Below are 23,572 nucleotides of genomic sequence, written 5' to 3' on the forward strand. Positions count from 1 at the left end.
TTATGGCTGAAAATAATAAAGATGATTTGAGAAACCGCTTAACACCTGAGCAATACAACGTAACTCAAAATGCTGGAACTGAACCTGCATTTACTGGCAAATATGATAATTTTTATAAAAAGGGAATCTATGTTGATGTTGTAAATGGTAAGCCATTATTTAGTTCTGCTGATAAGTATGACGCTGGTTGTGGCTGGCCATCATTTACTAAACCAATTAGTGAAGACGAATTAAAGAATGATACTGATACTTCTTTTGGTATGATTAGACAAGAAGTTCGTGGCGCAGACTCTGCGTCCCATCTAGGACACGTCTTTCCAGATGGACCGCAAGATAAGGGTGGTTTACGTTACTGTATTAATTCTGCCGCTCTTAAGTTCATCCCTTATGATAAGATGGACGAAGAAGGGTATGGCAAATACAAAAAGTTTGTTGAATAATACAAATGACTGAAATAGAGGTCTTTATTAATGAGTGATAAAAAAGAAACAGCAATTTTTGCCGGTGGTTGTTTCTGGTGCATGGTCCAACCATTTGATCAGATGCCAGGAATTATTTCCGTTGTATCTGGATACACAGGTGGTCATGTCCCAAATCCAACTTATGAGCAAGTTGCTTCAGGTACTACCGGTCACACAGAAGCAGTTAAAATTACTTTTGATCCGAGCATCATTTCATATAAAAAATTAGTTGAAATCTATTGGCATCAAACTGACCCAACCGACGCAATGGGACAATTCCAAGATCGTGGTGATTCCTATCGTCCCGTTATTTACGTTAATGGTCCTGAACAACGCAAAATTGCTGAAGAATCTAAGAAAGAATTGGAAAATAGCGGTGAATTTGATGAACCAATCGTAACCAAAATTGAAGATGCTCAAACATTTTATCCGGCTGAGGATTATCATCAGGACTTTTATAAGAAGAATCCACTTCGTTATGCAATGGAAGAGAGTGGTGGACGGAAAAAGTTCATTGATGATCATTGGAAGAAGTAAATAAGTCAACAAAAAGAATGCCAATCTGACATTCTTTTTTCATGACTAGTTATATGTAGTAAAATAAAAGTGGTATGAGATTAGTAATAAAGTAATTCTAATCTCATATTAATACTGAGTATATTCTGGGAGGTATTACAATGGCTGAAGAAAAGATAAGACCAAATAAATCGCAAGACGTTTGGAAAGATACTGGTGAAAACGTTGAATTTGCTACTTTAGAATTAACTAGAAAAGATCAAAAAGCGGCTCAAGAGGGAATCCAAGATTTTGCTGATCGTTCACAATCCATTATTAGATCAATGAGAATTAGAGAGCCTAAAGCAAACCTTAGAGTTGCCATTGGTTTTAGTAGTAAAGCTTGGGATTACTTGTTTCCGAAGGCTAATAAACCTAAAGAATTAGAGGACTTTACAGGCGTTAATGGTCCAAACTATTCGATGCCATCATCTGAGGGAGATATCTTTCTTCATATTCGTGCTAATACTGAAGCCGTTGTATACGAAGTTACTACACAATTCATGCTCTTTTTAAGAGATTTTACTAAAGTAGTGAACGAAACTCATGGTTTTAGATATTTAGAGGGAAGAGCTATCATTGGTTTCATTGATGGGACTGAAGTTCCACAAGTTGAAGATGTTGCTCCATACGCGCTTATTGGTGATGAAGATCCCGAATTTATCAATGGTTCATATGCTTTTGCACAAAAATGGCATCATAACATGGACTATTGGAATCACCTAGATACTACTACTCAAGATAAAGCCATTGGAAGAGAGAAATTTTCTGACTTAGAATTACCGGATGAAGAAAAATTTAAAAATGCCCATAATGTAACTTCAAACACATCCGTTGACGGAGTTGAACAAAAAATTGTCAGGATGAATGTTCCTTATTCTGATCCTGCTAACAATGATACAGGAACTTACTTTATTGCGTATTCACGATACTGGCACGTTATTAAGGGCATGCTTCAACAGATGGTTGATGAAGATGATTTCTTGTTAACGTTCTCAACCTTATTAACTGGTCAAACTTTTTTCATCCCTTCAAGACCAATGCTTGAAAAAATTGCTGATGGGGATTTGAATTAGTCATCAGTAAATTTTTAAAAATTATTGATTAATTATCATTGACAAAAACGTTGGTTAAGCATAATGTACTGTCTAAAGAAAATGCTAAGAAAAGATGAGTACTGAACCAACCATGATACAGAAAGCAAGCGACGCTGAGATGTTTGCGTATTGGCATTTAGGAAAATGGTCTTGGAGCATATATAGACAAGTTATTTACAAGTCATATTTGGATGGCGTCCATTAGAGCGCTATACACTGCTTAATTTATTCTAGATATAATTAGCAATGTTACTGAGGATTGGCAGAAAACTGACAATCAAGGCTCGGTGGTACCGCGTTTATTCGTCCAAGCTCTTGAAACTTTTGTTTCAAGAGCTTTTTTGTATTTTCTTTTAATATAATAAAACAACGGAGGCATAATATGTCTGATAATATTTTTGATTTAGCAATCATTGGAACAGGATCAGTTGGTTCGGCGGCAGGATATTACGCCAGTCAAAATAATAGCAATATTTTAGAGCTGGATATTGCTAAACCCCCACATACACTAGGATCACATCACGGGCAGACTAGAATTATCCGGCATGCATATGGTGAGGGAGAGAAGTATATCCCGCTACTACTAGAAGCTCAAAGATTATGGGATAAACTCCAGAAACAGACGGGCAAACGTCTTTTCCATAAAACTGGCGTTCTGACCGTTGGGCCAAAAGATTCAGCATTTTTAAATAATATCAAAGCGTCTGCCAATGACTACGATATTGATATTGTTCCTTATACTTCAACTGAAATTCACGATCAATGGCATAACTGGAATTTTAACGATCAATACGAAGGGATTTTAGAGCCAGGTGCAGGGTATTTAGAATCAGAGGAAATTATTAAAACATATATCGAAGGTGCTAAAAATAATGGCGTTACCCAAAGCTTTGATAGTTTTGTTAGAAAGATTGATCAGCAAGACAATGGAATTGTTGAGATTAAAACACAAGATCATACTTTTTATGCCAAAAATGTCATTTTATCAGCAGGAACCTGGGTCAAACAACTATTGCCAAATTTACCAATCACGCCAACAAGAAAGGTATTTGCATGGTTTAACGTCGCCGATAACGGTTTAAATGAAAATGAAGGGTTCCCAGCTTTTACGGTAGAACTTGCAAATGCTATTCAGTATTACGGTTTCCCAGGAAGTAATGGCACCATTAAAATTGGACGTCACCAGGGTGGTCAAAAGATTAAAAATAGAAAAGAAAGGGGCAATTTTGGCGATTATTCTGAAGATTTAGATGAAATCGATCCATTACTAAATCATCATTTGACAGGGACTGATGGTATTGACCATGGTGGTACATGTTCGTATGATCTTTCTCCTGACGGTGATTTTATTATTGATCGTATTCCATCCATGAATAAGATTCAAATTGTAACTGGATTAAGTGGACACGGATTCAAATTTGCCAGTGTACTTGGTAAACTATTAAGTGATCAAACTCTTGGAAAATCAAATTCTTATAACTTAGAACCATTTAGATTAGACCGGTTTAACCGCTGAAAATAATCAAAAATTTAATCGATGAAATAACAACAAATGCTGTTGTTATTTTTTTTGAAAACAAGCCAATAATGTGGGTTATTTAAAAGCACTCATTAATAACGTATCATTGAGTACAGAAACTATTTAAATAAGACTTTGATGTTGACGGAACGTTGAGCTTTAATGGTGTTGAAATAAATTCGGAATTGTAAATGCAATTAAACAACTAGCAAAACGTAATGAAATTATCTTTGATTCAACCAGACCAATCAGATATCTAATTTCAAGCGTACCAACATTTAAAAATAAGACATTAATAGGTGCAAATGGGGCGCTTGTATCAAGAAATAGTCATACTTATTCAATAAAACCCATTAGTAATTGTGATATACAATTGACTAAAAATATCATTAAAAAATATGATTTAAATTACATAATTGATGATAATTGGAATTACAGTGATAAAGTAAGCGCTTTAAATCCAATATTTAAGCAACTAGATCCAAATTAATTAGCTGAAAATGTAGCTATCTCATCAATCAAAAAAGCCGTTAAAATCATCTTATTGGACATAAATAGTGACTTAATTGATAAAATACAGTATTCATTAAACAAAATACGTCATTTTGGCGAAAAGAATATTGACCTGACAGCTCAAAATATTAACAAATTCAGTACATTAAGAATTATAACCGATAGCAACTATTAGAAACTAGATTGCGTTTGGAAACGATAGTAACGATCAAGAATTACTCGCGAAAACTTTTAAAAGTAGATGAATCTACAGTCAGATCAAATTATTGTGAATCCAAATGATGAAGTTGCAAAATCAATTCAAAGTTATACAAATGATGATAATCTAAAATGAGTATGAATTGGTCTTTTCTTAAAATTAAGTCTACTTCGTATAATATATATTATGTAAACTAGAAAAAGAATAAATAATTAAGTGTTTCCCTCTATAAATATATATTAAAAAGAACACCATTTTTGGTGTTCTTTAATTTCAAACTTATTTTATCTATTAATATCTTTGATCCATCCTAATGCAAGAGCTCCGCTACCTAAATGGGTTCCAATTGCTGGTCCGAATGATCCGCGTGTAACTTTCATATTTGGATATTTTTCTTGAATGGATTTCTGCCAAACATCAGCTTCTTTAGGGTTATTGGCATCAATTACAGCAACTTCAATTGGATAATTGGCTTTTGATACTGCTTGAGAAAATAAATCTTCAACACGTTTAAGTGCCTTTTTCTTAGAACGAACCTTATCAAATGCTACGATCTCATCAGTTTGGTTATCAAAAGTTAAAATGGGCTTTATGTTTAATAGTCCACCTACAAACGCTGTTGCATTTGATAAACGCCCGCCCTTCACTAGGTTATCTAAATCATCGACAACAATTAACTCATCAATGGTTGACCGAAGAAGTTTAAGTTTTTGAATAATTTCTTCTGGAGGAACATTATTTTGTGCTAAATTAACTGCATATTTCACTAAAGCAGCCATTGGATCAACAGTAATTCCAGAATTAAAAGGATAAATTTTGATGTTATCCATCATTTTGGCTACATTACAAACTGCTTGATACATGCCAGAAATGGTTGAAGCTAAATGAATACTAATCACTGCATCATAACCATCGTCAGCTAATTTATTATATTCTTCAATTAGTGCTCCAATTGGCGGCTGTGAAGTCGTCGGTAATTTGGGTGACTCTTTAAGCTTTTGGTAGAATTCCTTATTTGTAATGTCAATTCCTTCGCGGTAACTTTTACCGTTGAAGATTACGGAGATTGGAATAATATGAACATTATATTTTTTGATATCTTCCTTAGATAAATACGATGTACTATCAGTAACAATCGCTGTCTTCATTTCTTTCACCTAACCTATTTACGGATTTTCTTCATACTTGTTTCTAATCGATTGAGGAGAATCTTTAAAAGATTCTTTTCTTCATCAGTCCACTGATTAAAAATTTGTGTGGAAAGATCTTCGTAGTCATTACTAATTTGATGACATGCCTTCTTACCCTTATCAGTAATACTGTATATTAACTGGCGTTTATCCTGCCCAATGACTTTCTTTTGAATCATTTCTTTTACAACTAATCGTTTCAATTGTCGCGATAAAGTTGATGTATCTAATTTCATTGACTTAGAAAGCGATTCTTGGGTCGTATAGCCATCGTCAATGGCAATTAACAATTGCCATTCTGAAATAGTAAGATTTGATTTTTTGGTAAGAGCTTGGAGCTGTTGTTGATGCATTTTTCCAACAACTCTAAGAGCAGTTAAACTATTTTTCATTGATATTCCTCCGTAAAATATTATACCATTAATTGCCTAATACAAGATTATGGATTTAATATTTATGTGCTACCACTCAACAATATAAGTTATACTGGACAATGAAGCCAAAAGGAGTGTTATATATGTCATTTGACGGATCATTTACACATGCAATGAGTCATGAATTAAATAACAAATTACTAAACGGACGTGTTTCAAAAATAAACGAGCCCTACCCTAATGAAATTATTTTAACTATTCGTTCTAATCATAATAATTATCAGTTATTATTATCAGCGAATCCCTCATACGCTCGAGTACAAATTACAAACGTCCCTTTTACAAATCCGAAAGTTCCAACTAACTTTGCAATGACGTTAAGAAAACATTTAAGTGGAAGTTTTATTAGCAAAATTCATCAAGTAAACAATGATCGGATTATTCACATTCATTTTAATACAAGGAATGAATTAGGTGATATTGAGGAATTAGTCCTTGTCATTGAAGTAATGGCACGTCATAGTAACATCATTTTAGTTCAAGCTAAAGATTCATCAATAATTGATTCAGTTAGAAGAATTTCATCTGCTCAAAATCGATACCGAACCATTCTTCCAGGATCTAAATATATTCAACCCCCAAAACAAGATCTGATTGATCCATTTCAAGTTAACGAAAAAGAATTTACACAAATTGAAAAAATCAATCGTGAGTTTCCAAATGTAGATGTATTTGCTACTCAATTACGTAAATATCTTCAAGGACTTGGGACTGATACGTCCTATGCGCTCGCAAGTGCCCTTCATGTATCTGGATCAACTTTAAAACAAAAATATTGGAAATTTTTTAATCATTTCGAAAATCCAGAACCTATTATTGGAAATGATATGAAGGGAAAATTACAATTTTCAGCATTTCAATATATCGGCATTCAGCCGGATAAAAGATTTAAAACTTTAAGCGAAATGTTAGATGAATATTACCAAACTAAGGTTCAACGTGAGCGCGTTCGAGAACAAGGGTCACAATTAATTCGAATTACCAAAAATGAATTAAAAAAGAATCGAAAAAAGCTTAAAAAATTACAAAAGACTTTAGAAGAATCTGAGCATGCAGATGACCTACGGGTTAAAGGTGAGATTTTAATGACTTATTTAAATCAAGTTAAAGTTGGATCTAAAGAGATTAAACTACCCAATTTTTACAATAATAATAAGGAGATCATTATCTCACTAGATCCTTCCCTCTCAGCTTCTGAAAATGCTCAAAAATACTTTAAAAAATACGATAAAAAGCGAAATGCAAAGGAATATATAGTTAAGCAAATCCAGGAATGTCAGGATGAAATTGATTATTTTGAGAGTATTGAATCCCAAATTGAAATCGCGGATCCACGTGATTTAGATGACATTAAGACAGAATTAAAAAATGGTGGATACATTAGGAAGCCAAAAAAAGGTAACAGTAAACATCATAAAACTAAAGTTAGCAAACCTGAAAAGTTTGTCTCAGATGATGGTGAGATAATTTTGGTTGGTAAAAATAATTTACAAAATGATCAACTTACCCTTCGGACAGCAGATAAACGTGATACTTGGCTTCATGTCCAAAATATCCACGGATCTCATGTAATAATTAGATCTTTCAATCCAACTGAACAGACAATTCTTCAAGCTGCTGAACTGGCTGCTTATTTTTCCAAAGCACGAGCATCTGCTAACGTGCCAGTTGATTACGTTAAAGTAAAAGCTGTAAAAAAGCCCAATGGAGGGAAACCCGGTTTTGTTACCTATCGGGGGCAAAATACGATTTACGTAACGCCAACGGAAGCAATTGTTAAACATTTAAGAGAGAATAGTAAAAAACAAGATACTAATTAGTATCTTGTTTTTTTACTTCAATAACTTGTTGGTTGCTTCGTTAATAGTATGACCTATTGATAATTTAGCCCCTGACTCGAGTGATCGGTCTTTTTGATAATCGTACACTCCAAGTTGCTTAAATGGGAAAGAAGCCTGCATCACCGTAAAGTGTGTTGAAGAATCAATTTTGGGAACGGTATTTACAATTTTATCAATATTTAAATGTCCGGTTGCCATCCTGACCAGCACCCCAATCCAGTTAATTCCAGTGGACATATTTAAAAGAACGGTCTCGGTAATTCGAAGTGGTCTCACACCAGTAATTTTAATCTTGTCTTGATCCCTGTAAAAAAGAACCTGAACTAGTCCATGAAGACTTTGATTTTTCACCGCTACCTTAGCTCGTTCAACTAGCCCTTCCACATTCAAAACATCTTTACCATAAGGAACATAATAATCTGTTTGAAGACTGATATCGTCATCGTTTCCATCACCGGATTTAAACCCCACGGTTGAAATTGGAACTATTTTGTTCTCCGTTACTAATAAATCAAACGCAAAATCAACATGAGATCCATACCAAACTGCATCTTTTTGATTTGGTGGTAAAACCACCAACTTGAAATCATGATACTTGCTAAGTTCACGAATTAGGAAGTGACGATTACCCGGCAGAAAGACGTATTGGGGTTTCTCAGTTTGAATGACGTCTAAAATTTCTCCCAGTTGAATTGGTTCAATGTACTGCTTGTCACTCATCATTGGCGCTAAGGAGGCAGAATTAGGATTATTATTTAAAATTACAGTGTCAAATCCAATCTTTTTAAGTTGAATTAATATTTCACTAGTATAGAAATCAGAAGCAATATTGGGGCCAATTTTATTTCTACCCTTTCCAATTACTAGTGCGGTGTTATTCCCGATTTGATTAGATTCGTTGTCAATTTCATAACTAGCATAAAAGGAATTAATTTTTTCGGGAAATTCTCCAGCCGTTGGTTCGATCATTTTATAGGTTTTATAAGAATCCTTTTGACGAAGTTGATTGATATCTGTATGCCAAATGGATGACAACATTCCATCACCAAATCCCATTTCATGAGCTAACCTGAAAGCTTTAGCGTCATTTTGGTGTTTAAAAATATACGATCGACTCTTATCAATATTTGCCATGATCACAAAGAAAAATTGATCAATTTTGGTCAATTCTTGTAAATCTTCAATACTATAATGACGTGAGAGGGCTTCAAATAGAATTGGGAGTTGGATATCGGTTGGGTGAATTAATTGTGAAATTAGTTCATCTTCGGAAAGTTCAGAATAACTTGGCAAAACATCTTTTGGACTCGATTGCGAACTTCTAATGGCCTTTAACAAAGCGGCTTCGCAACTACGACCTACCCCAATTACTGATCCAATGGATTTGGTTTTAGTTCCAAGTCGTGAATCAGCATCAGGTAATTGCTCAAACGGCCAGATGGGGATTTTTACCGTGATATGATCACTGATTGGTTGAAGCACCGTCGTAAATTTATGAAAACGTGCTGGTAACTTAATTTTAGTAATTGGATAATTTAATAATAATTGTGAGGTAACTAAGGCAATTGGATATCCCGTTGATCTTGCTGCTAAGGTAGTACTCATGTTAAAACTAGGATTTACCTTTAGAACAAAACAATCATTTGTTTCAGTATTCAGAGCAAATTGTACATGACAAACGCCTTTGATTCCCAAAACGTCCATGACCTGAAATGAAATTGATCGCATCATTTGAATCTGGGTATCACTTAAAGTTTGTGCCGGGGTATAAACGACCGAATCATTTGAATTCACTCCGACTGGATTCATATCTTCTAAAGAAGATACCATCAATTTTGTCCCCATTGTATCACGCAGTGAAACCGTTCCAACTTCTTTGTAGCCGACAATTTCCCGTTCAATTAGGCATTTACTAGACTTTGACTCCTCAAAGATGGTATCAGCATCGTTAGTTATTTGTTCCATGTTTTGAAAAATCAACCGTTGTTGTCGAACTTTAGGATCTAACGGTCTAACAGAAATTGGAAATGAAATTTTATCAATTACATTCCTTAAATCATCAAAATTATCAACAATATAATAATCAGGGGTGGGAATCCCATATTCTTTTAATCTTTGATTCAATCGATTTTCATTGTTAAACAGATCAATGTTATCATCATTTAAACCAATAATATTTACATTATTTTCTTTTAATATTCCATTTTTATTTAAGCGTTGAATAACCTTTAGTGCATTAACTCCGCCGAAAACTGAGGTAACTGCATCAATGTTCTCTGTTTCAATAACATGTTTAGCATTTTCAGTATTAACAGGTTTAATGGAAACATTATCAGGATTCATTTCCTGTAATATTACTGAATATGGATTATTATCCAAAAGAAAAGTATTAATCCCAAGTTTCTTCCAAACCTTTAGTGCTTGAAATGCAGCGGAATCAAGCTCACATTCTTGACCAATTCCAGACGGTCCTGCTCCGATTATTAGTATTTTTTTGATATCGTCTTTCATTAGGCTATCTCCCATGAGCTGTGATACTTTCTAGAAATTCATCAAATAAGTCAATACTGTCAGTTGGACCACTAGACCCATCCGGAGAAAATTGAACTGAGAAACTTGGATAGTCACGGTGCCTAATTCCCTGAACTGTTCCATTGATTAAGTCTATGTATGTCACAATTAGTTTTGATGTGTCGATAGAATTTGGATCTACGGCATAATCCTGAGCTTGATTAGCATAAATAATTTGATTAGTAATAATTTTTTGAATGGGATGATTGCTTCCATGGTGTCCAAGTCTCATTCGATAAACACTGGCTCCATTAGCCATAGCTAACAATTCATGCCCTAATCCCATACCAAAAACTGGAAGTGCCTGTTCTAATTTAGAAATCGTCTTTAAAACACTTTCATCAATTTCGTGCGGAGATCCAGGCCCTGTTGATAAAATAATTCCTTCTGGGTCAAGATCAATGATTTCTTGGTATGAAGTGTCAAAGGGAAGCACAATTACATTGCAATTCCTTTGAGATAATTGACGAATAATCCCTTCTTTTAAGCCAAAATCAAGTACCGCAACGGTTTTGCCATTCCCAGGGACCAAATAAGGTTTGGGTGTGGCAACCTGTTGAATCTGCTGATTACTTAAAACGGCTGCATTTAACTGATCAAATGCATGTTCATCATTAACATCAACGAGACTCGCTTTTGAAATATCATGTGCCATAATGTATTTCAAAAGATAACGAGTATCAATTGCAGTTATCCCCGGAATATTACGTTGCTTAAGAAATGTATCTAAAGATATATTTTTTAAGTAACTAGTTGAAATATCCTCACTATGATGAACAACCACACCCTTAGCTGATGTCAAAATAGACTCATAGTTTTTTCGATTGATTCCGATATTTCCAACTGAAGGCTGTGTGAATGCCACGATTTGATTGTGATAAATTGGATCTGTGATTGATTCCTGGTAGCCATTAAGATTCGTATTCATAACAATCTCGCCCGTTACGGTTGATTCAGCCCCCATCGATTTTCCCACAAATGAAGTGCCATCATTTAGGATTAAATATCTTTTAGTCATAATGAAGGTCCCTTACTTATTAGAAACGATTTCGACAGAATCACGATCATCAATTTCTGAAACCAAGACATTAACTTTTTCGTCCTTTGAACTAGGAATATTTTTCCCAACAAAATCAGCCCGAATTGGTAGTTCACGATGACCACGATCAACTAATACAGCTAAACCAATTCTCTTCGGTCTTCCCATTTCATTGATTGCTCCTAATGCTGCCCGGACAGTCCGACCAGTGTATAACACATCATCAACTAGGATTACATTTTTATTATTAATGTCTACCCCATCATTATTAGTTGGATTAGGCTTTGTTTTTCGGTTCTTTAAGTCATCACGATATTTGGTTACATCTAGTTCCACAACCGGAATTTTAGCATTTTCAAGTTTTTCCAAGCGTTTAGCAATTCTTCTTGCCAAATAAACTCCACGAGTCTTAATACCAACTAAAACTAAGTCGTTGATACCTTTATTTTTCTCAATAATTTCATAAGTGATTCGTGTCAAAGCACGTTGCATGGCCATGCCATCAACTACAACTTTCTCTTTTGCCATAAATGTCACTCCTTAACTGATATCAGAATACTGTTTTCTTAATTGATCGATTGTTTTTTGAAAAATTGGTGGTGCTGGAACTTTAAAATTGAGTTCTTCATGTGTAACTGGATGTTTAAATCCCAGTTCAGCAGCATGTAAAAACTGTCCTTTCCCTTTAATGGTATTTTTAGGTCCATAAAGTGGATCGCCAACGAGTGGATGACCAATATATTTCATATGGACTCTAATTTGATGAGTTCTTCCGGTTTCTAACTGACATTCCACTAAAGTATATTTCCCACCAAACCGTTCAAGAACGTGGAAATGAGTGATGGCATTCCTTCCGCCGGGAATTACTGCCTGTTTCTTGCGGTCTTTAAAAGATCTACCAATCGGAGCATCAATGGTACCGCGTTCTTCATTAATATTACCATGAACCAACGCTAAATACTTTCTGCGATTAGTTTTTTCCCTTAGTTGTTTGGACAATGATCTATGAGCAATATCGGTCTTAGCTACCATCAACAATCCAGAAGTATCCTTATCGATGCGATGAACAATTCCTGGTCTGACTGTTCCATTAATAGAAGATAATTTTGTATGATATAACAGCGCATTAACTAACGTATGATCAGGATGACCGGGAGCTGGATGAACTACCATACCTTGTGGTTTGTTGACCACAATTACCTGATCATCTTCATAAATAATATCCAGCTTAATGTTTTCTGGTACTAAATTCATTTGTTTAGGCTCAGGGATAGAAATTTGAATGAGGTCATTATTTTGGGATTTGTATTTTGGCTTTTTAGTATCACCATTAACTAAAATTAAATGATCCTTGATCAATTCATTTGCACGACTACGACTTAAATCTTCATAGTGATCCGAAACCAATTTATCAAGTCGCTCGTTTTCATTATCAGCTTTAAATTCTCTATTTTGCATTTTTCTCACTCTCAGGTTTTGCTAATACGATAACTAAGAACAGGACGATCACACCAATCGTGACACAGGAGTCAGCTATATTAAAAATTGGAAAATTTATAAAATCTAATTGAATCATATCGGTAACTGCTCCTAGAAACAACCGATCTAGCAAATTACCAATCGTTCCAACCAACATCAATATTAAACCAAACAAGTATCCGATATGATATCTTTCGATGTAAATAAATATCATAAAAACCAAAACAGCTCCAGTGGCGATGAATTCAAAGATGACAGATTTCCCAGCAAGAAAACTCCAAGCAGCACCTGTGTTATTAATATTAGTCAATGATATAACTCCAGGAACGAATGGAATTTCTTTTCCAAGTGGAATGTTAATCCGAATCCACCATTTCGAAATTTGATCAAAAATCAGGAGAATAAAAAACATTAGTGCCAAACATATCCATGCCAAGATTTGTTTTTTAGAATAATCCGGTGATTTTTTCATTTTTATCAATATCCATTTCTGCTGCAGCTGGATGCTTAGGCAATCCCGGCATAGTGATTACTTTTCCAGCCATCGCCACAATGTATCCTGCTCCTAGTTTCGGCAATAATTCAGTAATATGCAAAGTAAACCCACTTGGATCGCCTAATTTTTTGGGGTTATCTGATAAAGAATATTGAGTTTTAGAAATACAGATCGGTAGTTTATCCCATCCATTTTTTTCAATGCCCTTTAATTGCTTCATGGCTTTCCCAGAAAGCACGACGTCCTTTGCTCCATAAATCTTTTTAGCGACTTTATTAATTTTATCAATCAAGGAGTCCTCGTCATTGTAAACTCGATTAATGGATGTATTATTATCAACAAGTTTGATTAATTTCTGAGCAAGGTCAATTGAACCCTTACCACCCTCAAGAAATGATTTGCTAATACCAAATTCTACGTCTTGTTTCCTTAAATGATCACTTAACCACTTAATTTCTTCAGGAGCATCATCATTAAACTGGTTAATGGCGACGATAATTGGCTTGTTAAAAGATTTCATTGCTTGGATATGATGATCAAGATTTTTTACTCCAGATTTTAATGCTTCCACGTTTGGGGTGGCTAAGTTTTCTTTACTAATCCCACCATTGAACTTTAGAGCACGAATTGATGCAACTACTACGACTGCATTCGGATCTGCGTTTAAGTGTGGTGCTACCAAATCCATGAATTTCTCACCACCTAGATCAGAACCAAATCCTGCTTCAGTTAACGTATAATCAGCAACTTTAAGAGCTGCATTAGTAGCTTGAACACTGTTACACCCCATAGCTAAATTAGCAAACGGTCCTCCGTGAACAAACGCTGGGGTATGTTCTAACGTCTGAACTAGATTAGGATTAATCGCATCTTTTAAAATAATTGTTAAAGCACTTTCAACCCCCAGATTTGAAACAAAAACTGGTTCATTATCATAAGTGTATCCAATTAAAATATTCTTAATACGTTCTTTTAAATCATTTAAATCAGTTGATAGACACAAAATGGCCATTAATTCACTTGCAGCTGTGATTTCGAAATGCTCTTCTCTAGGAACGCCGGACTTAGACCCACCTAGTCCAATCACCATATTTCTTAGTTCACGATCGTTAACATCCATCGCTCGGTGCCACTGAATTTTACGTGGATCTAAATGTAAAGGATTTCCATGTTGAATCGAATTGTCGATCAGTGCCGCTAGAGTATTATTAGCAGAAGTTAAAGCATGAATATCTCCCGTAAAATTAAGATTAATGTTCACCATTGGTTCAACTTGAGCAAATCCGCCTCCGGCTGCTCCACCTTTCATTCCCATCACAGGACCCATAGAAGGTTCCCGCAAAGCAATGGCAACTTTTTTATTTAGTTGATTTAACGCATCGCCAAGACCAATTAATACAGTGGATTTCCCTTCTCCAGCCGGAGTGGGATTAATAGCAGTTACTAAAATCAGTTTCTTTTTAGTATGTCGATCACGAGTATTACCTGATATTTTTGCCATGTACTTTCCGTATGGATCAACTTCGTTTTTGGGAATCGAAAGTTTACTTGCAATATCTTGAATCGGATCTAATTGACTTTCCTGTGATATTTCAACGTCAGTTTTCATTCATACACCCTCTATTTTTTTACTTCAGTGCTAAAAGCTTCTTTTAATTCGATGATAGAATTGTTGGGAAGTATAAAATTATAGTTTTTATTCTTATAGTTGAAAGATAATTGAAATTTTTTGGAATGAATATCAATAATGTCCTTAATATTCATTTGAATCCCCTTGGGATGAAACACGCTCCGCACTGTTAACGTCTTATTTGATAAGATTAACTTTCTAAAGTGAATTTGAATCCATGATAGTAGGATAAAAACAATAAAAAAACCTAATGTAATTTCTTGAAAGTGAGTTATTTCTAACCAAATGATCACCCCAATTAGCAAAACAATAAACGTCCAACTCCAGCAGATAATACTAGTAGTGATACTTGGTTGATACAAAAATTTTCTCTTTTGAGTTATCATAGTCTAAACCTCTTTATTAAACGAATGGAGTAATTTATTAATGTATAAATTATATTCTGATGCAGCCATTAAACCTAAAAGTAATCAATGTGGAATTGGAATTTTAATTCTTCATCAAAAACAACAAATTCAAATTAAAAAGCAATGTAAAGCAAAGAATAATCATATTGGTGAATTCAAAGCATGCCTCACTGCCCTAAGAGAGCTTTGTGATCATTTAAATAGTATTAACAAGCATCCAAGTGATATTACTGTCCTGTACTACACTGACAGTTCCATTTTAAGCGACAGTCTTAATAAACAATACGCCAAACATTATCAAAAATACGTTGATGAAATCGTTAAATTACAAAATCATTTCGCAATGGTGTTAACTAAATGGATTCCAGACACTCAAAATCTAGGTGCTCACGAATTAGCTTTTCAAGCTCTTCATTCTAATTAATTAACGTAGTTAGAGATTGGTTTTTCGTACATATCCCAGTCTTTAGTAGTGCCAAAAACGATATAATCCGATAATAATTTTCCAATCATTGGTCCAGTAGTTAGACCCGACGATCCAAGACCACTACCGATCAACAATTTTTTGTAATTGGGGATTGAACCAAAGAAGGGAGCAAAGTCATCTGTATAAGCTCTCGTTCCCACTCTACTACCAATAATATCAGAATAATCCAAGGTAGGAATTAATTTTTTGGCTGAATTAAGCAATTCATCATTAACCTTTGGTTCCTCTTTTAAATCAAAGCCCTTTTCATCGTCGTGAGTAGCTCCAATAATCAATTTTCCGTGTCCAAGCGGAATAAAGTCATATTCTCCTTCTGGCATCATCACCGGCATGTTCTCATGAGCTGGAATATCAGATACTTTTAATTCTACCAGTTGTCCTTTTTGAGGTCTGACTTTTACTTTAATGTTAAGAGGATCAAGTGTTTCTTTTACCCAAGCACCGGTAGCTATGACAATTTGATCGAAACTTAATAGTTGATCTTTAAAACTAATGGTATGGTCACCAGTAAGTATCACTCTGCCCTTATAAAGAGTCAAATTTCGTTTTTGGGCGATTGCAACTAAATGCTTGCAGAAGAGATTCCCATTAATCCGACTACCTCCGGAAACAAAAATTCCTGGGTGAGTAATCGTAAGAATGGGAATTTTATTTTGCACTTCTTTTTTATCTAACCTCATTATGTTTCCCATCTCAGGAGTTGTTTGAGCCCTTCTTTTAGCTAAAGCATAGAGGTCATCTAAATCGTTATTATCTTGTCTTGTAATGATGGTCCCACTACTATTAAAAGTTGCTGAATTCATTTGAGTTTGATCAGCAATTTTAGGAATCAACTTAGCTCCAGCCTTTGCTAAGTTATACCATTGTTTATTTCTACGTTTCGACAACCATGGTGATACGATTCCTGAAGCAGCTTTGGTTGCTTGCCCATAACTATCGTCAAACATCGTTACCTCTCGTTCATCAGCATTTGGAAGTTGACTTAGGTAATATGCAAGGGTGGAACCAACTATTCCACCACCAATAATCGCAATTTTCTTTTTCAATTACTTGTCCTTCTTGTTAAAAGTTTGTTCAGCCCAGTATTGGAAATAATCCGTTCTGATTCGTCCATTATACAATTTACGTCGTTTAGTGGCTTTTTTGCCATATTCTTTTTCAAAATTTAAATCACTGGTTAAGTAATACTTAGACCAAGTTTTCATAGGAATAAACACCTTTCCCATGTCATGATAAAGCTGAGCTGCTTCTTTAGTATTACCCATTCTTTGACCATATGGCGGATTAGTAACTAAAACCCCATCTTGTTTATCGGTATGAAAGTCTTGGACGGCCACTTGTTTAAACTGAATGTCATGAAGTAAACCAGCTTCCTCAGCGTTTACTTTGGCATAATTAATCATTTGTTCATTAACATCGGAGGCCATGATATCAAACTCAGTGTCATAATCAGCTTTTGAATCTGCATCGGCACGCACTTTCTTTACAAGTTCTGGATCCACCCAATCCCAGTGTTCAAATACGAACTCACGATTATAACCTGGTGCAATATTTCTAGCAATTAAAGCCGCTTCAATTGGGATGGTCCCCGACCCACACATTGGATCCAGAAATGGCATTTGTTTGGGATGCCAATTTGTTAAAAGAATTAGAGCTGCGGCCATATTTTCTTTTAATGGGGCTTCACCCTTTGCAACTCGGTATCCACGTTTAAACAAACTAGAGCCAGTAGTGTCTAGTGTATCCATAACTTCGTCTTTATTAACCCGAACTTCAAGTGGATATAGTGCCCCTGATTCAGGTAATCTGGTGCGGCGATGATAAAATTTACTTATCTTTTCAACGATTGCTTTTTTAGTAATGGCTTGAATGTCCGGAACACTATGAAGAACTGATTTTTGTGAACGTCCCTCAACTGGAAACTTTCCATCCATCGGGATAAGGTCTTCCCAATCCAACCTCTTAGTATTCTCAAACAACTCGTCGAAAGTTGTCGCTTTAAAACGACCCACAATAATTTTAATTCGGTCTGCAGTTCTTAACCATAAATTAGCCTTAATAATGTCAGTAATCGTTCCAGTAAAAAGAACCATTCCGTTCTTAACTTCTGGATCGTATCCCAATTCCCGCAACTCATCTCTCACTAAGCCTTCTAAACCAGCAGAACAAGTTGCCATTAAATTAAATTTTTTCATTTTATTCATTCCCTTTTATATAAAAAAAGAGTGGGAAGATCCCACTCAACCTGAAAAATGGTGCAGGCCCCTATAAGCCATGTTTTGTTCTTAACCACAACTTCAGGAAAAAGTGGTTAAGTAGTAATCATCTATCTCAAGAACAAATTGTTCTTCCCCCACACTTGGTTCAATTTCCGTGTGTGAAGCTCCCCTACCAAAGTTTGGGTTTCCCGCTCGCGGGGTTTACTGCGTTCCAATAATTTGATTTCTCAAATTAGTCGTTTCTGTGGCACTTTATGAAATACTAGAGCATAGCAATTACCTTAGTTCTTTCTTTCGCCGTAATCAAATCAATGATCCCTCGGCTTATTTTTTCACCGAGCACGAACACTACAAGCATCTCAGCTTGTGCGAGAGTGGACTTTCCTCAGCCAACAATTGTTGACCGCGATTACTCAGGACCTGCACCAAGTTTTTAAAACCTATTAGATTTATCTGAATCCTCGCCGTATACACGACGCTCTAAGCTGGATAACCGTTTTAAAATATCCATGTCAGTAGGATTCTGACCTTGAGCCGGCTGACTTGAAGCAGTATTCTTTGGTGCTTCCTCAGGTTTAGTCTGCTCAGCAGTTGTTTCTTCTGGTGCCCGTTGAGGAGCACTTGAACGTTCGATAGGACGTTGAGTACTTTGTGTGCTCGATCCCATTGATACCTGACGAGATAATTCGTCAACTTTTAACTTTAGATCTTGATTTTCCTGATCTAACTGATCAATCTCACGTTGAAAAGTCTCATAGTCCTTAATGATACTATCCAAGAAAGTATCAACTTCAGCAGGATCATAACCCCGCATTTTTTGCTTAAATTCCTTTTGTAGAATTTGTTTTGGAGTAAAATTAATATTTTCCATTAATGCACACCTCACCAATCATTTCCGCATAATTCTATTTTATCAGAAATAAAACTAAAAGTCATCATTTAACTGTCTTTGATAATCATCAGCAAGATCTTGTAACTGATCAAAATCGACCAATTGCATCGGATATGCATGATTTTTTTGAAACTGGTGAATAGCTTGATAGTCATACTTAGTTTTACCTTCATTTTCTGGATCATACACTAATAATGACTGGTCTGTATGCGTGAGCATAAATCGTTGATAATTTTTTAGTTGTTTAGGTGAATCATACGAATGATCACTTACTGAACTTGAAAAATCAGCTTTAGAAACTGCTCGATTTAATTTTGCTTGATTATCTTCATTCCAGTTTGACCCAAATTTTTTAAATGGTAACATTACTGCTAATTGAAATTCATGTGGATACTTTTTTTGAAGTTCTTTAGAAACATCGGCCGTCCATTGTTCAATTCCGAGCTGTCCGCCGGTGATAATCCAGTCACATCCATTTTCAATTAACTGTGAAAGTTGATCAAACAAAGCTTGCTTAATAATTTTTAACTTAGGATCATCATTTTGAAAGATTCCTAATTCATAACTCCGGTACCCTGATACCCAAACGCGGCTCATTTCTATCCACCTTTCAATAATTATTTCTCCAAGTTACCTACAATTGCTATAATATACTACGTATATGATAACATGATCATTTTTAATAAATGGATTGAGGTTATACAATGAATTTCCATTATCCTAACGGTAATTCCTATCGAAGTACCAGTAAATCAAGTAAACTTATCATTAAAAAAAATAAATCTACCATTAAGTACGGTGATCGGGGGATGTCCCTTGAAGCTGAATTAAATGAAAGCAACCAATATTATTTGGAAAGGGATATTGCAGTGGTTCATAAAAAACCTACCCCAATTCAAATTGTAAATGTTGACTACCCCAAACGTAGTGCAGCCGTTATTAAGGAGGCATATTTCCAGCATGCTTCTACAACTGACTATAATGGTATTTATCGGGGCAAATATATTGATTTTGATGCTAAAGAAACTACTAGTACCACTTCTTTTCCTCTTAGTAACTTTCATAAACATCAAATTGAACACATGAAAAAATGCACCAAATTAGGTGGGATCACCTTTGCAATGATAAAATTTGTTAAAAGTAATGAACTTTTTGTGCTTGAAGGACCGAATCTATTCTATTATTGGGACCGACAAAATCAGGGCGGAAGAAAGTCAATTTCAAAAATAGAGCTTCAGGATAATGCGTACCAAATTAAGTACCATCTTCAACCCTTGATTCCATACCTCAGAGCGGTTGATCAAATTATCGATAATAAGAACAATATGTAAAGGAGAAGTCTAATGGCTGATTCAGATGAAAATATTTCTAGGGTACAAAGGTTTAAGCACCATCAGCAACCACGAAAGAAAAAGATGAAGCTTTGGAAAAAAATCATTTTATGGATTTTGGCAGTAATCGTTGCCATACTTATTTGTGGAGCAGGGCTTTTTACTTATTATGCAGCCAGTGCTCCAAAGATATCTTATAATACCCTCTCTAGTGATAATTCAACGACGATATATGATTCAAGTGGTAAGATAATTTCACGTTTAGGTGCCCAAAATCGGGACTACGTGAAACAAGATCAGATTCCTGATAACCTAAAAAATGCGATTATTTCAATTGAAGATCGTCATTTTTATAAAGATCATGGGGTTGATCCTGCCAGAATTGTTGAAGCAGCCTTTTCAAATCTTCGTGGCCAAGGTGGTTTACAAGGTGGCAGTACCCTTACCCAACAATTAGTCAAATTATCAGTCTTTTCGACTAAGGCCTCGGACCAAACGCTAAAACGCAAGGCTCAAGAAGCCTGGTTAGCGGTCAAAGTCGACCATGATTATAGTAAACAACAAATTTTAGAGTTTTATATCAACAAGGTTTACATGGGTAATAATGCTTACGGAATGCAAACTGCTTCCGATTATTATTTCAATAAACCATTAAAGAAAATTAACCTCCCACAAACGGCTTTTTTGGCTGGTTTACCTCAAGCTCCTGTTCAATATAATCCTTATACAAATCCTAAGTTAGCAACTGAACGAAGAAATCAAGTTCTAGAAGCAATGGCTAACAATAAAGTGATTTCTAAGGAGCAAGCTAGTGAAGCTGAAAAGACCAGTATTCAAGATGGTCTGGTTAAACAACACAATTCAAATTCGTCTCCATACGCAAAAAATGAGAAGTATGCCGATGCCTATATCCAACAAGTTGTTCAAGAACTAGACCAAAAGGGATACAAATTAAATGCTGGAAATAAGGTTTATACAAATCTGAATATGGACACTCAAAAACAAATGTATAAACTGGCCAACGATCCCAACTCACCTATTCAATTTCCTAACAATAACTTCCAAATTGGTGCCACGATGGTAAATTCCAATAACGGTAAAGTGGTTTCGATGCTTGGATCAAGAAAACAAAAAATTGCCTTTGGATTAAATCGTGCAATTCAAACCGATCGTTCAAGTGGATCAACTATGAAACCACTAATGGACTATGGACCAGCAATTGAATACTTAAAATGGCCAACTTATCAAGCCGTTCAAGACACGCCCTTCACGTATCCCGGAACAAATAAAGAACTTCAAGACTTTGACAATAAGCACGAAGGTACCATCACGATGCGAAAAGCACTTGTTGAATCACGTAATATTCCTGCGATCAGAACCCTTCAACAGGTTGGAATCCAACGATCACAAGACTTTTTAGCTGGATTAGGAATGACATTTAATAAACCACTTGAACTACAAAACGGAATTGGTGCCTATATCTCATCAGAGCAGGAAGCAGCTGCGTATGCTGCATTTGCAAATGGTGGGACGTATTACAAACCATATTTAATCAATAAAGTAGTTAATGTCAACGGATCTGAAAAGCAATACAGCCCTAAGGGGCATCGAGCCATGTCACCAGATACTGCCTTTATGATAAATGACATGCTCAAAGGCGTCATGACTTCCCCTAATGGTTCTGGAACTGCTGCTAAGATCCCTGGACTTTATCAAGCTGGTAAAACTGGTACTACTCAATATCCAGACGATTGGATTAAGAAAGTGCCTGACCAATCATCAATGGATTCATGGTTTAGTGGGTACACGAAGAATTTCTCACTTTCTATTTGGACCGGATATGACCACCAGTTTAAACCTGGAAACTATATTTCCGAGCCACAAACACGAATTGCTCAAACCTACTACAAAGAAGTAATGTCACAGGCATCTACTAATAAACCTAATATTGATTGGCAGAAGCCGGATAATGTGATTGAAACCAAACGAGATGGCGTAAACGAATACTATATCGAAGGCCACATGGGAACCGCGGTTTCAGCTAATAATGCTAGTCAATCTGGACAAGCATCCAAGAATCGTTCAGTTGTCTCAAATTCATCAAGTTCAAAAGACTCCAACAGTTCATCATCTGACGATAATTCTAGTTCAAGTCAGACGTCATCGGGGTCTAGTTCTAAGGTTGAAGAGCCATCTGAATCAAGCAAACCTAATGATCAATCATCTTCTGAATCATCAAATAATCAAGACAACAATAATCAGAGCACTCCTGCTTCTAATAATAGTCAATCATCAAGCACTTCTACTCCAAATCAATAAATTGAATATTCTCTTTAAGACTCATCCACTTTATGATTTATGTGGCTTGGGTCTTTTTTGTTGTTGTTTTGTTTTTTTAATTAAGTTAAAGTAACTTTTAACTTTTCACCTGAATTTTAATCATTTAACCACAAAAAAATGCATAGATCTTTTACATCCATGCATCATTGATTAATTTTAAAAATCGGAATATTTTGTTTTGGTTTTCTTGGTTGATCACTGTTTAAATTTCTCTGTCGCTGTTCATTGGCTTCCTGAACTTGTGCAGCGGTTTTAATGTTGCGATGCTGCCAATTCAAAAGAATTCGATCCATATACTTCAAACTATAAACCTGACTTAGCACCGCCTCTTTGAGGGCTAATTCAATAATCTTTGGTGAGTAATGATCTTGTTCAAGCCATTGATTGATTGTTTCCAACTCGATTGAAGATAATGGCCGACCAAATTCCTCTTGAATTTTTTTAAATAATCCTTTTCGTTCCTTAATATCATTACTTTGTTTGTTACGCTCTTTTTGAGCATGATTATTAGTGTTTACTAACGATGTAGAATCAAGCAACTTGTCCATTTTATGATTTAAAAGATCAAACTTATATTCGTCCTTCCCAGACTTCGTACTAGAAATGTTGATAATCTTTTTAGTAACTAATTGATGTAATAAATTATAAATATCGTCCTCTTTTAAACCAGTTGCTTTCGACAACTCAGTAGCACTTGGAAACAAATCCCCTTTAGAACGAGCTAGTACTAACTCCAAGAAGACCACTAATTCAGTTGGGCTCATCCCAAACTCAGAGAAATGCTGCAATAAAAAACCAGAAACGCTAATTGAACCACTTTCTAAATAGCGCTCTAAATTTTCACTCATTTTATTCCTCCTTCAATAATTCAT

At 35.3% G+C, this 23,572-nt stretch carries 22 protein-coding genes and 1 other RNA gene; 8 read left to right on the forward strand and 15 right to left on the reverse strand.

All coding sequences use genetic code 11. From position 1 onward, the window contains the following. The first annotated feature begins 2 nt into the window (after positions 1-2). The 4 genes from msrB to solA all read left to right on the forward strand — a co-directional run bounded on the left by msrB (position 3) and on the right by solA (position 3,629). Complete coding sequence (gene msrB, locus AC6UDB_RS03050; RefSeq protein WP_500709115.1) at positions 3-440, forward strand: peptide-methionine (R)-S-oxide reductase MsrB; 438 nt, start codon at positions 3-5, stop codon at positions 438-440. A 30-nt stretch (positions 441-470) separates the two neighbouring features. Further along, positions 471-998 (forward strand): peptide-methionine (S)-S-oxide reductase MsrA, encoded by a 528-nt coding sequence (gene msrA, locus AC6UDB_RS03055; protein ID WP_500709116.1) that lies wholly within the window; start codon positions 471-473, stop codon positions 996-998. 140 nt (positions 999-1,138) lie between these two features. Then, positions 1,139-2,092 carry a Dyp-type peroxidase gene (locus AC6UDB_RS03060; RefSeq protein WP_500709117.1) on the forward strand — a complete coding sequence of 318 codons (954 nt, stop codon included), beginning with the start codon at positions 1,139-1,141 and terminating at the stop codon, positions 2,090-2,092. Positions 2,093-2,495: 403 nt separating this feature from the next. After that, complete coding sequence (solA, locus tag AC6UDB_RS03065; RefSeq protein ID WP_500709118.1) at positions 2,496-3,629, forward strand: N-methyl-L-tryptophan oxidase; 1,134 nt, start codon at positions 2,496-2,498, stop codon at positions 3,627-3,629. A 999-nt stretch (positions 3,630-4,628) separates the two neighbouring features. Here the strand turns inward: solA and AC6UDB_RS03070 are convergent. After that, positions 4,629-5,492, reverse strand: a complete 864-nt coding sequence (locus AC6UDB_RS03070) for a DegV family protein (protein ID WP_500699472.1) — start codon at positions 5,490-5,492, stop codon at positions 4,629-4,631. A 14-nt stretch (positions 5,493-5,506) separates the two neighbouring features. Continuing rightward, a complete protein-coding gene (locus tag AC6UDB_RS03075) occupies positions 5,507-5,926 on the reverse strand; it encodes a MarR family winged helix-turn-helix transcriptional regulator (protein ID WP_500709119.1) in 420 nt (139 codons plus the stop codon). 125 nt (positions 5,927-6,051) lie between these two features. Here AC6UDB_RS03075 and AC6UDB_RS03080 point away from each other — a divergent pair, with 125 nt between their 5' ends. Then, the gene (locus AC6UDB_RS03080) at positions 6,052-7,788 is read left to right on the forward strand and encodes an Rqc2 family fibronectin-binding protein (RefSeq protein ID WP_500709120.1); all 1,737 of its coding nucleotides are present in this window, start codon (positions 6,052-6,054) and stop codon (positions 7,786-7,788) included. Between the two features lie 12 nt (positions 7,789-7,800). Here the strand turns inward: AC6UDB_RS03080 and AC6UDB_RS03085 are convergent, their stop codons facing one another. From AC6UDB_RS03085 to AC6UDB_RS03115, 7 genes are read right to left on the reverse strand one after another with little or no spacing between them, the layout of a single operon-like run. Continuing rightward, positions 7,801-10,320, reverse strand: coding sequence for a carbamoyl phosphate synthase preATP-grasp domain-containing protein (locus AC6UDB_RS03085; RefSeq protein WP_500709121.1), 2,520 nt, complete (start codon positions 10,318-10,320; stop codon positions 7,801-7,803). Positions 10,321-10,324: 4 nt separating this feature from the next. After that, positions 10,325-11,398, reverse strand: a complete 1,074-nt coding sequence (locus tag AC6UDB_RS03090; protein WP_500709123.1) for a carbamoyl phosphate synthase small subunit — start codon at positions 11,396-11,398, stop codon at positions 10,325-10,327. Between the two features lie 12 nt (positions 11,399-11,410). Then, on the reverse strand, positions 11,411-11,947 hold the full coding sequence (gene pyrR / locus AC6UDB_RS03095) for a bifunctional pyr operon transcriptional regulator/uracil phosphoribosyltransferase PyrR (RefSeq protein WP_500693748.1): 537 nt from the start codon (positions 11,945-11,947) through the stop codon (positions 11,411-11,413). 12 nt (positions 11,948-11,959) lie between these two features. Continuing rightward, positions 11,960-12,877 carry an RluA family pseudouridine synthase gene (locus tag AC6UDB_RS03100; RefSeq protein WP_500709124.1) on the reverse strand — a complete coding sequence of 306 codons (918 nt, stop codon included), beginning with the start codon at positions 12,875-12,877 and terminating at the stop codon, positions 11,960-11,962. After that, entirely contained in the window at positions 12,867-13,370 is a 504-nt protein-coding gene (gene lspA, locus AC6UDB_RS03105; protein WP_500709125.1) for a signal peptidase II, read from the reverse strand. Before lspA ends, AC6UDB_RS03100 begins: the two co-directional genes overlap by 11 nt. After that, positions 13,345-15,003, reverse strand: coding sequence for a formate--tetrahydrofolate ligase (locus AC6UDB_RS03110; protein ID WP_500709127.1), 1,659 nt, complete (start codon positions 15,001-15,003; stop codon positions 13,345-13,347). Before AC6UDB_RS03110 ends, lspA begins: the two co-directional genes overlap by 26 nt. Positions 15,004-15,014: 11 nt before the next feature. Beyond that, positions 15,015-15,410 carry an EbsA family protein gene (locus tag AC6UDB_RS03115; protein WP_500709129.1) on the reverse strand — a complete coding sequence of 132 codons (396 nt, stop codon included), beginning with the start codon at positions 15,408-15,410 and terminating at the stop codon, positions 15,015-15,017. A gap of 40 nt (positions 15,411-15,450) precedes the next feature. On the opposite strand from AC6UDB_RS03115, the gene AC6UDB_RS03120 reads away from it, so the two are divergent. Continuing rightward, complete coding sequence (locus tag AC6UDB_RS03120; RefSeq protein WP_500695657.1) at positions 15,451-15,855, forward strand: reverse transcriptase-like protein; 405 nt, start codon at positions 15,451-15,453, stop codon at positions 15,853-15,855. On the opposite strand, the gene AC6UDB_RS03125 is transcribed toward AC6UDB_RS03120, so the two are convergent. The 5 genes from AC6UDB_RS03125 to AC6UDB_RS03145 form a co-directional block, all read right to left on the reverse strand. Then, positions 15,852-16,964, reverse strand: a complete 1,113-nt coding sequence (locus AC6UDB_RS03125) for an NAD(P)/FAD-dependent oxidoreductase (protein ID WP_500709130.1) — start codon at positions 16,962-16,964, stop codon at positions 15,852-15,854. The two genes, AC6UDB_RS03120 and AC6UDB_RS03125, sit on opposite strands and share 4 nt — an antisense overlap. Then, positions 16,965-18,113, reverse strand: coding sequence for a THUMP domain-containing class I SAM-dependent RNA methyltransferase (locus AC6UDB_RS03130; RefSeq protein ID WP_500709131.1), 1,149 nt, complete (start codon positions 18,111-18,113; stop codon positions 16,965-16,967). It abuts the gene before it with no gap. A 68-nt stretch (positions 18,114-18,181) separates the two neighbouring features. Next, positions 18,182-18,558, reverse strand: an RNA gene (gene rnpB / locus AC6UDB_RS03135) — RNase P RNA component class B. 12 nt (positions 18,559-18,570) lie between these two features. Beyond that, the gene (gene gpsB / locus AC6UDB_RS03140) at positions 18,571-19,008 is read right to left on the reverse strand and encodes a cell division regulator GpsB (protein WP_500709132.1); all 438 of its coding nucleotides are present in this window, start codon (positions 19,006-19,008) and stop codon (positions 18,571-18,573) included. Positions 19,009-19,062: 54 nt separating this feature from the next. Beyond that, positions 19,063-19,626, reverse strand: coding sequence for an SLOG family protein (locus AC6UDB_RS03145; RefSeq protein WP_500709133.1), 564 nt, complete (start codon positions 19,624-19,626; stop codon positions 19,063-19,065). 107 nt (positions 19,627-19,733) lie between these two features. Here AC6UDB_RS03145 and recU point away from each other — a divergent pair, with 107 nt between their 5' ends. Continuing rightward, positions 19,734-20,360, forward strand: coding sequence for a Holliday junction resolvase RecU (gene recU, locus AC6UDB_RS03150; protein ID WP_500706511.1), 627 nt, complete (start codon positions 19,734-19,736; stop codon positions 20,358-20,360). A gap of 12 nt (positions 20,361-20,372) precedes the next feature. Continuing rightward, positions 20,373-22,679 carry a PBP1A family penicillin-binding protein gene (locus AC6UDB_RS03155; RefSeq protein ID WP_500709134.1) on the forward strand — a complete coding sequence of 769 codons (2,307 nt, stop codon included), beginning with the start codon at positions 20,373-20,375 and terminating at the stop codon, positions 22,677-22,679. A gap of 164 nt (positions 22,680-22,843) precedes the next feature. On the opposite strand, the gene AC6UDB_RS03160 is transcribed toward AC6UDB_RS03155, so the two are convergent. Beyond that, positions 22,844-23,548, reverse strand: a complete 705-nt coding sequence (locus tag AC6UDB_RS03160) for a DnaD domain-containing protein (protein ID WP_500709135.1) — start codon at positions 23,546-23,548, stop codon at positions 22,844-22,846. Positions 23,549-23,572 lie beyond the last annotated feature (24 nt).

The organism is Fructilactobacillus sp. X3R2C1, assembly GCF_059901235.1.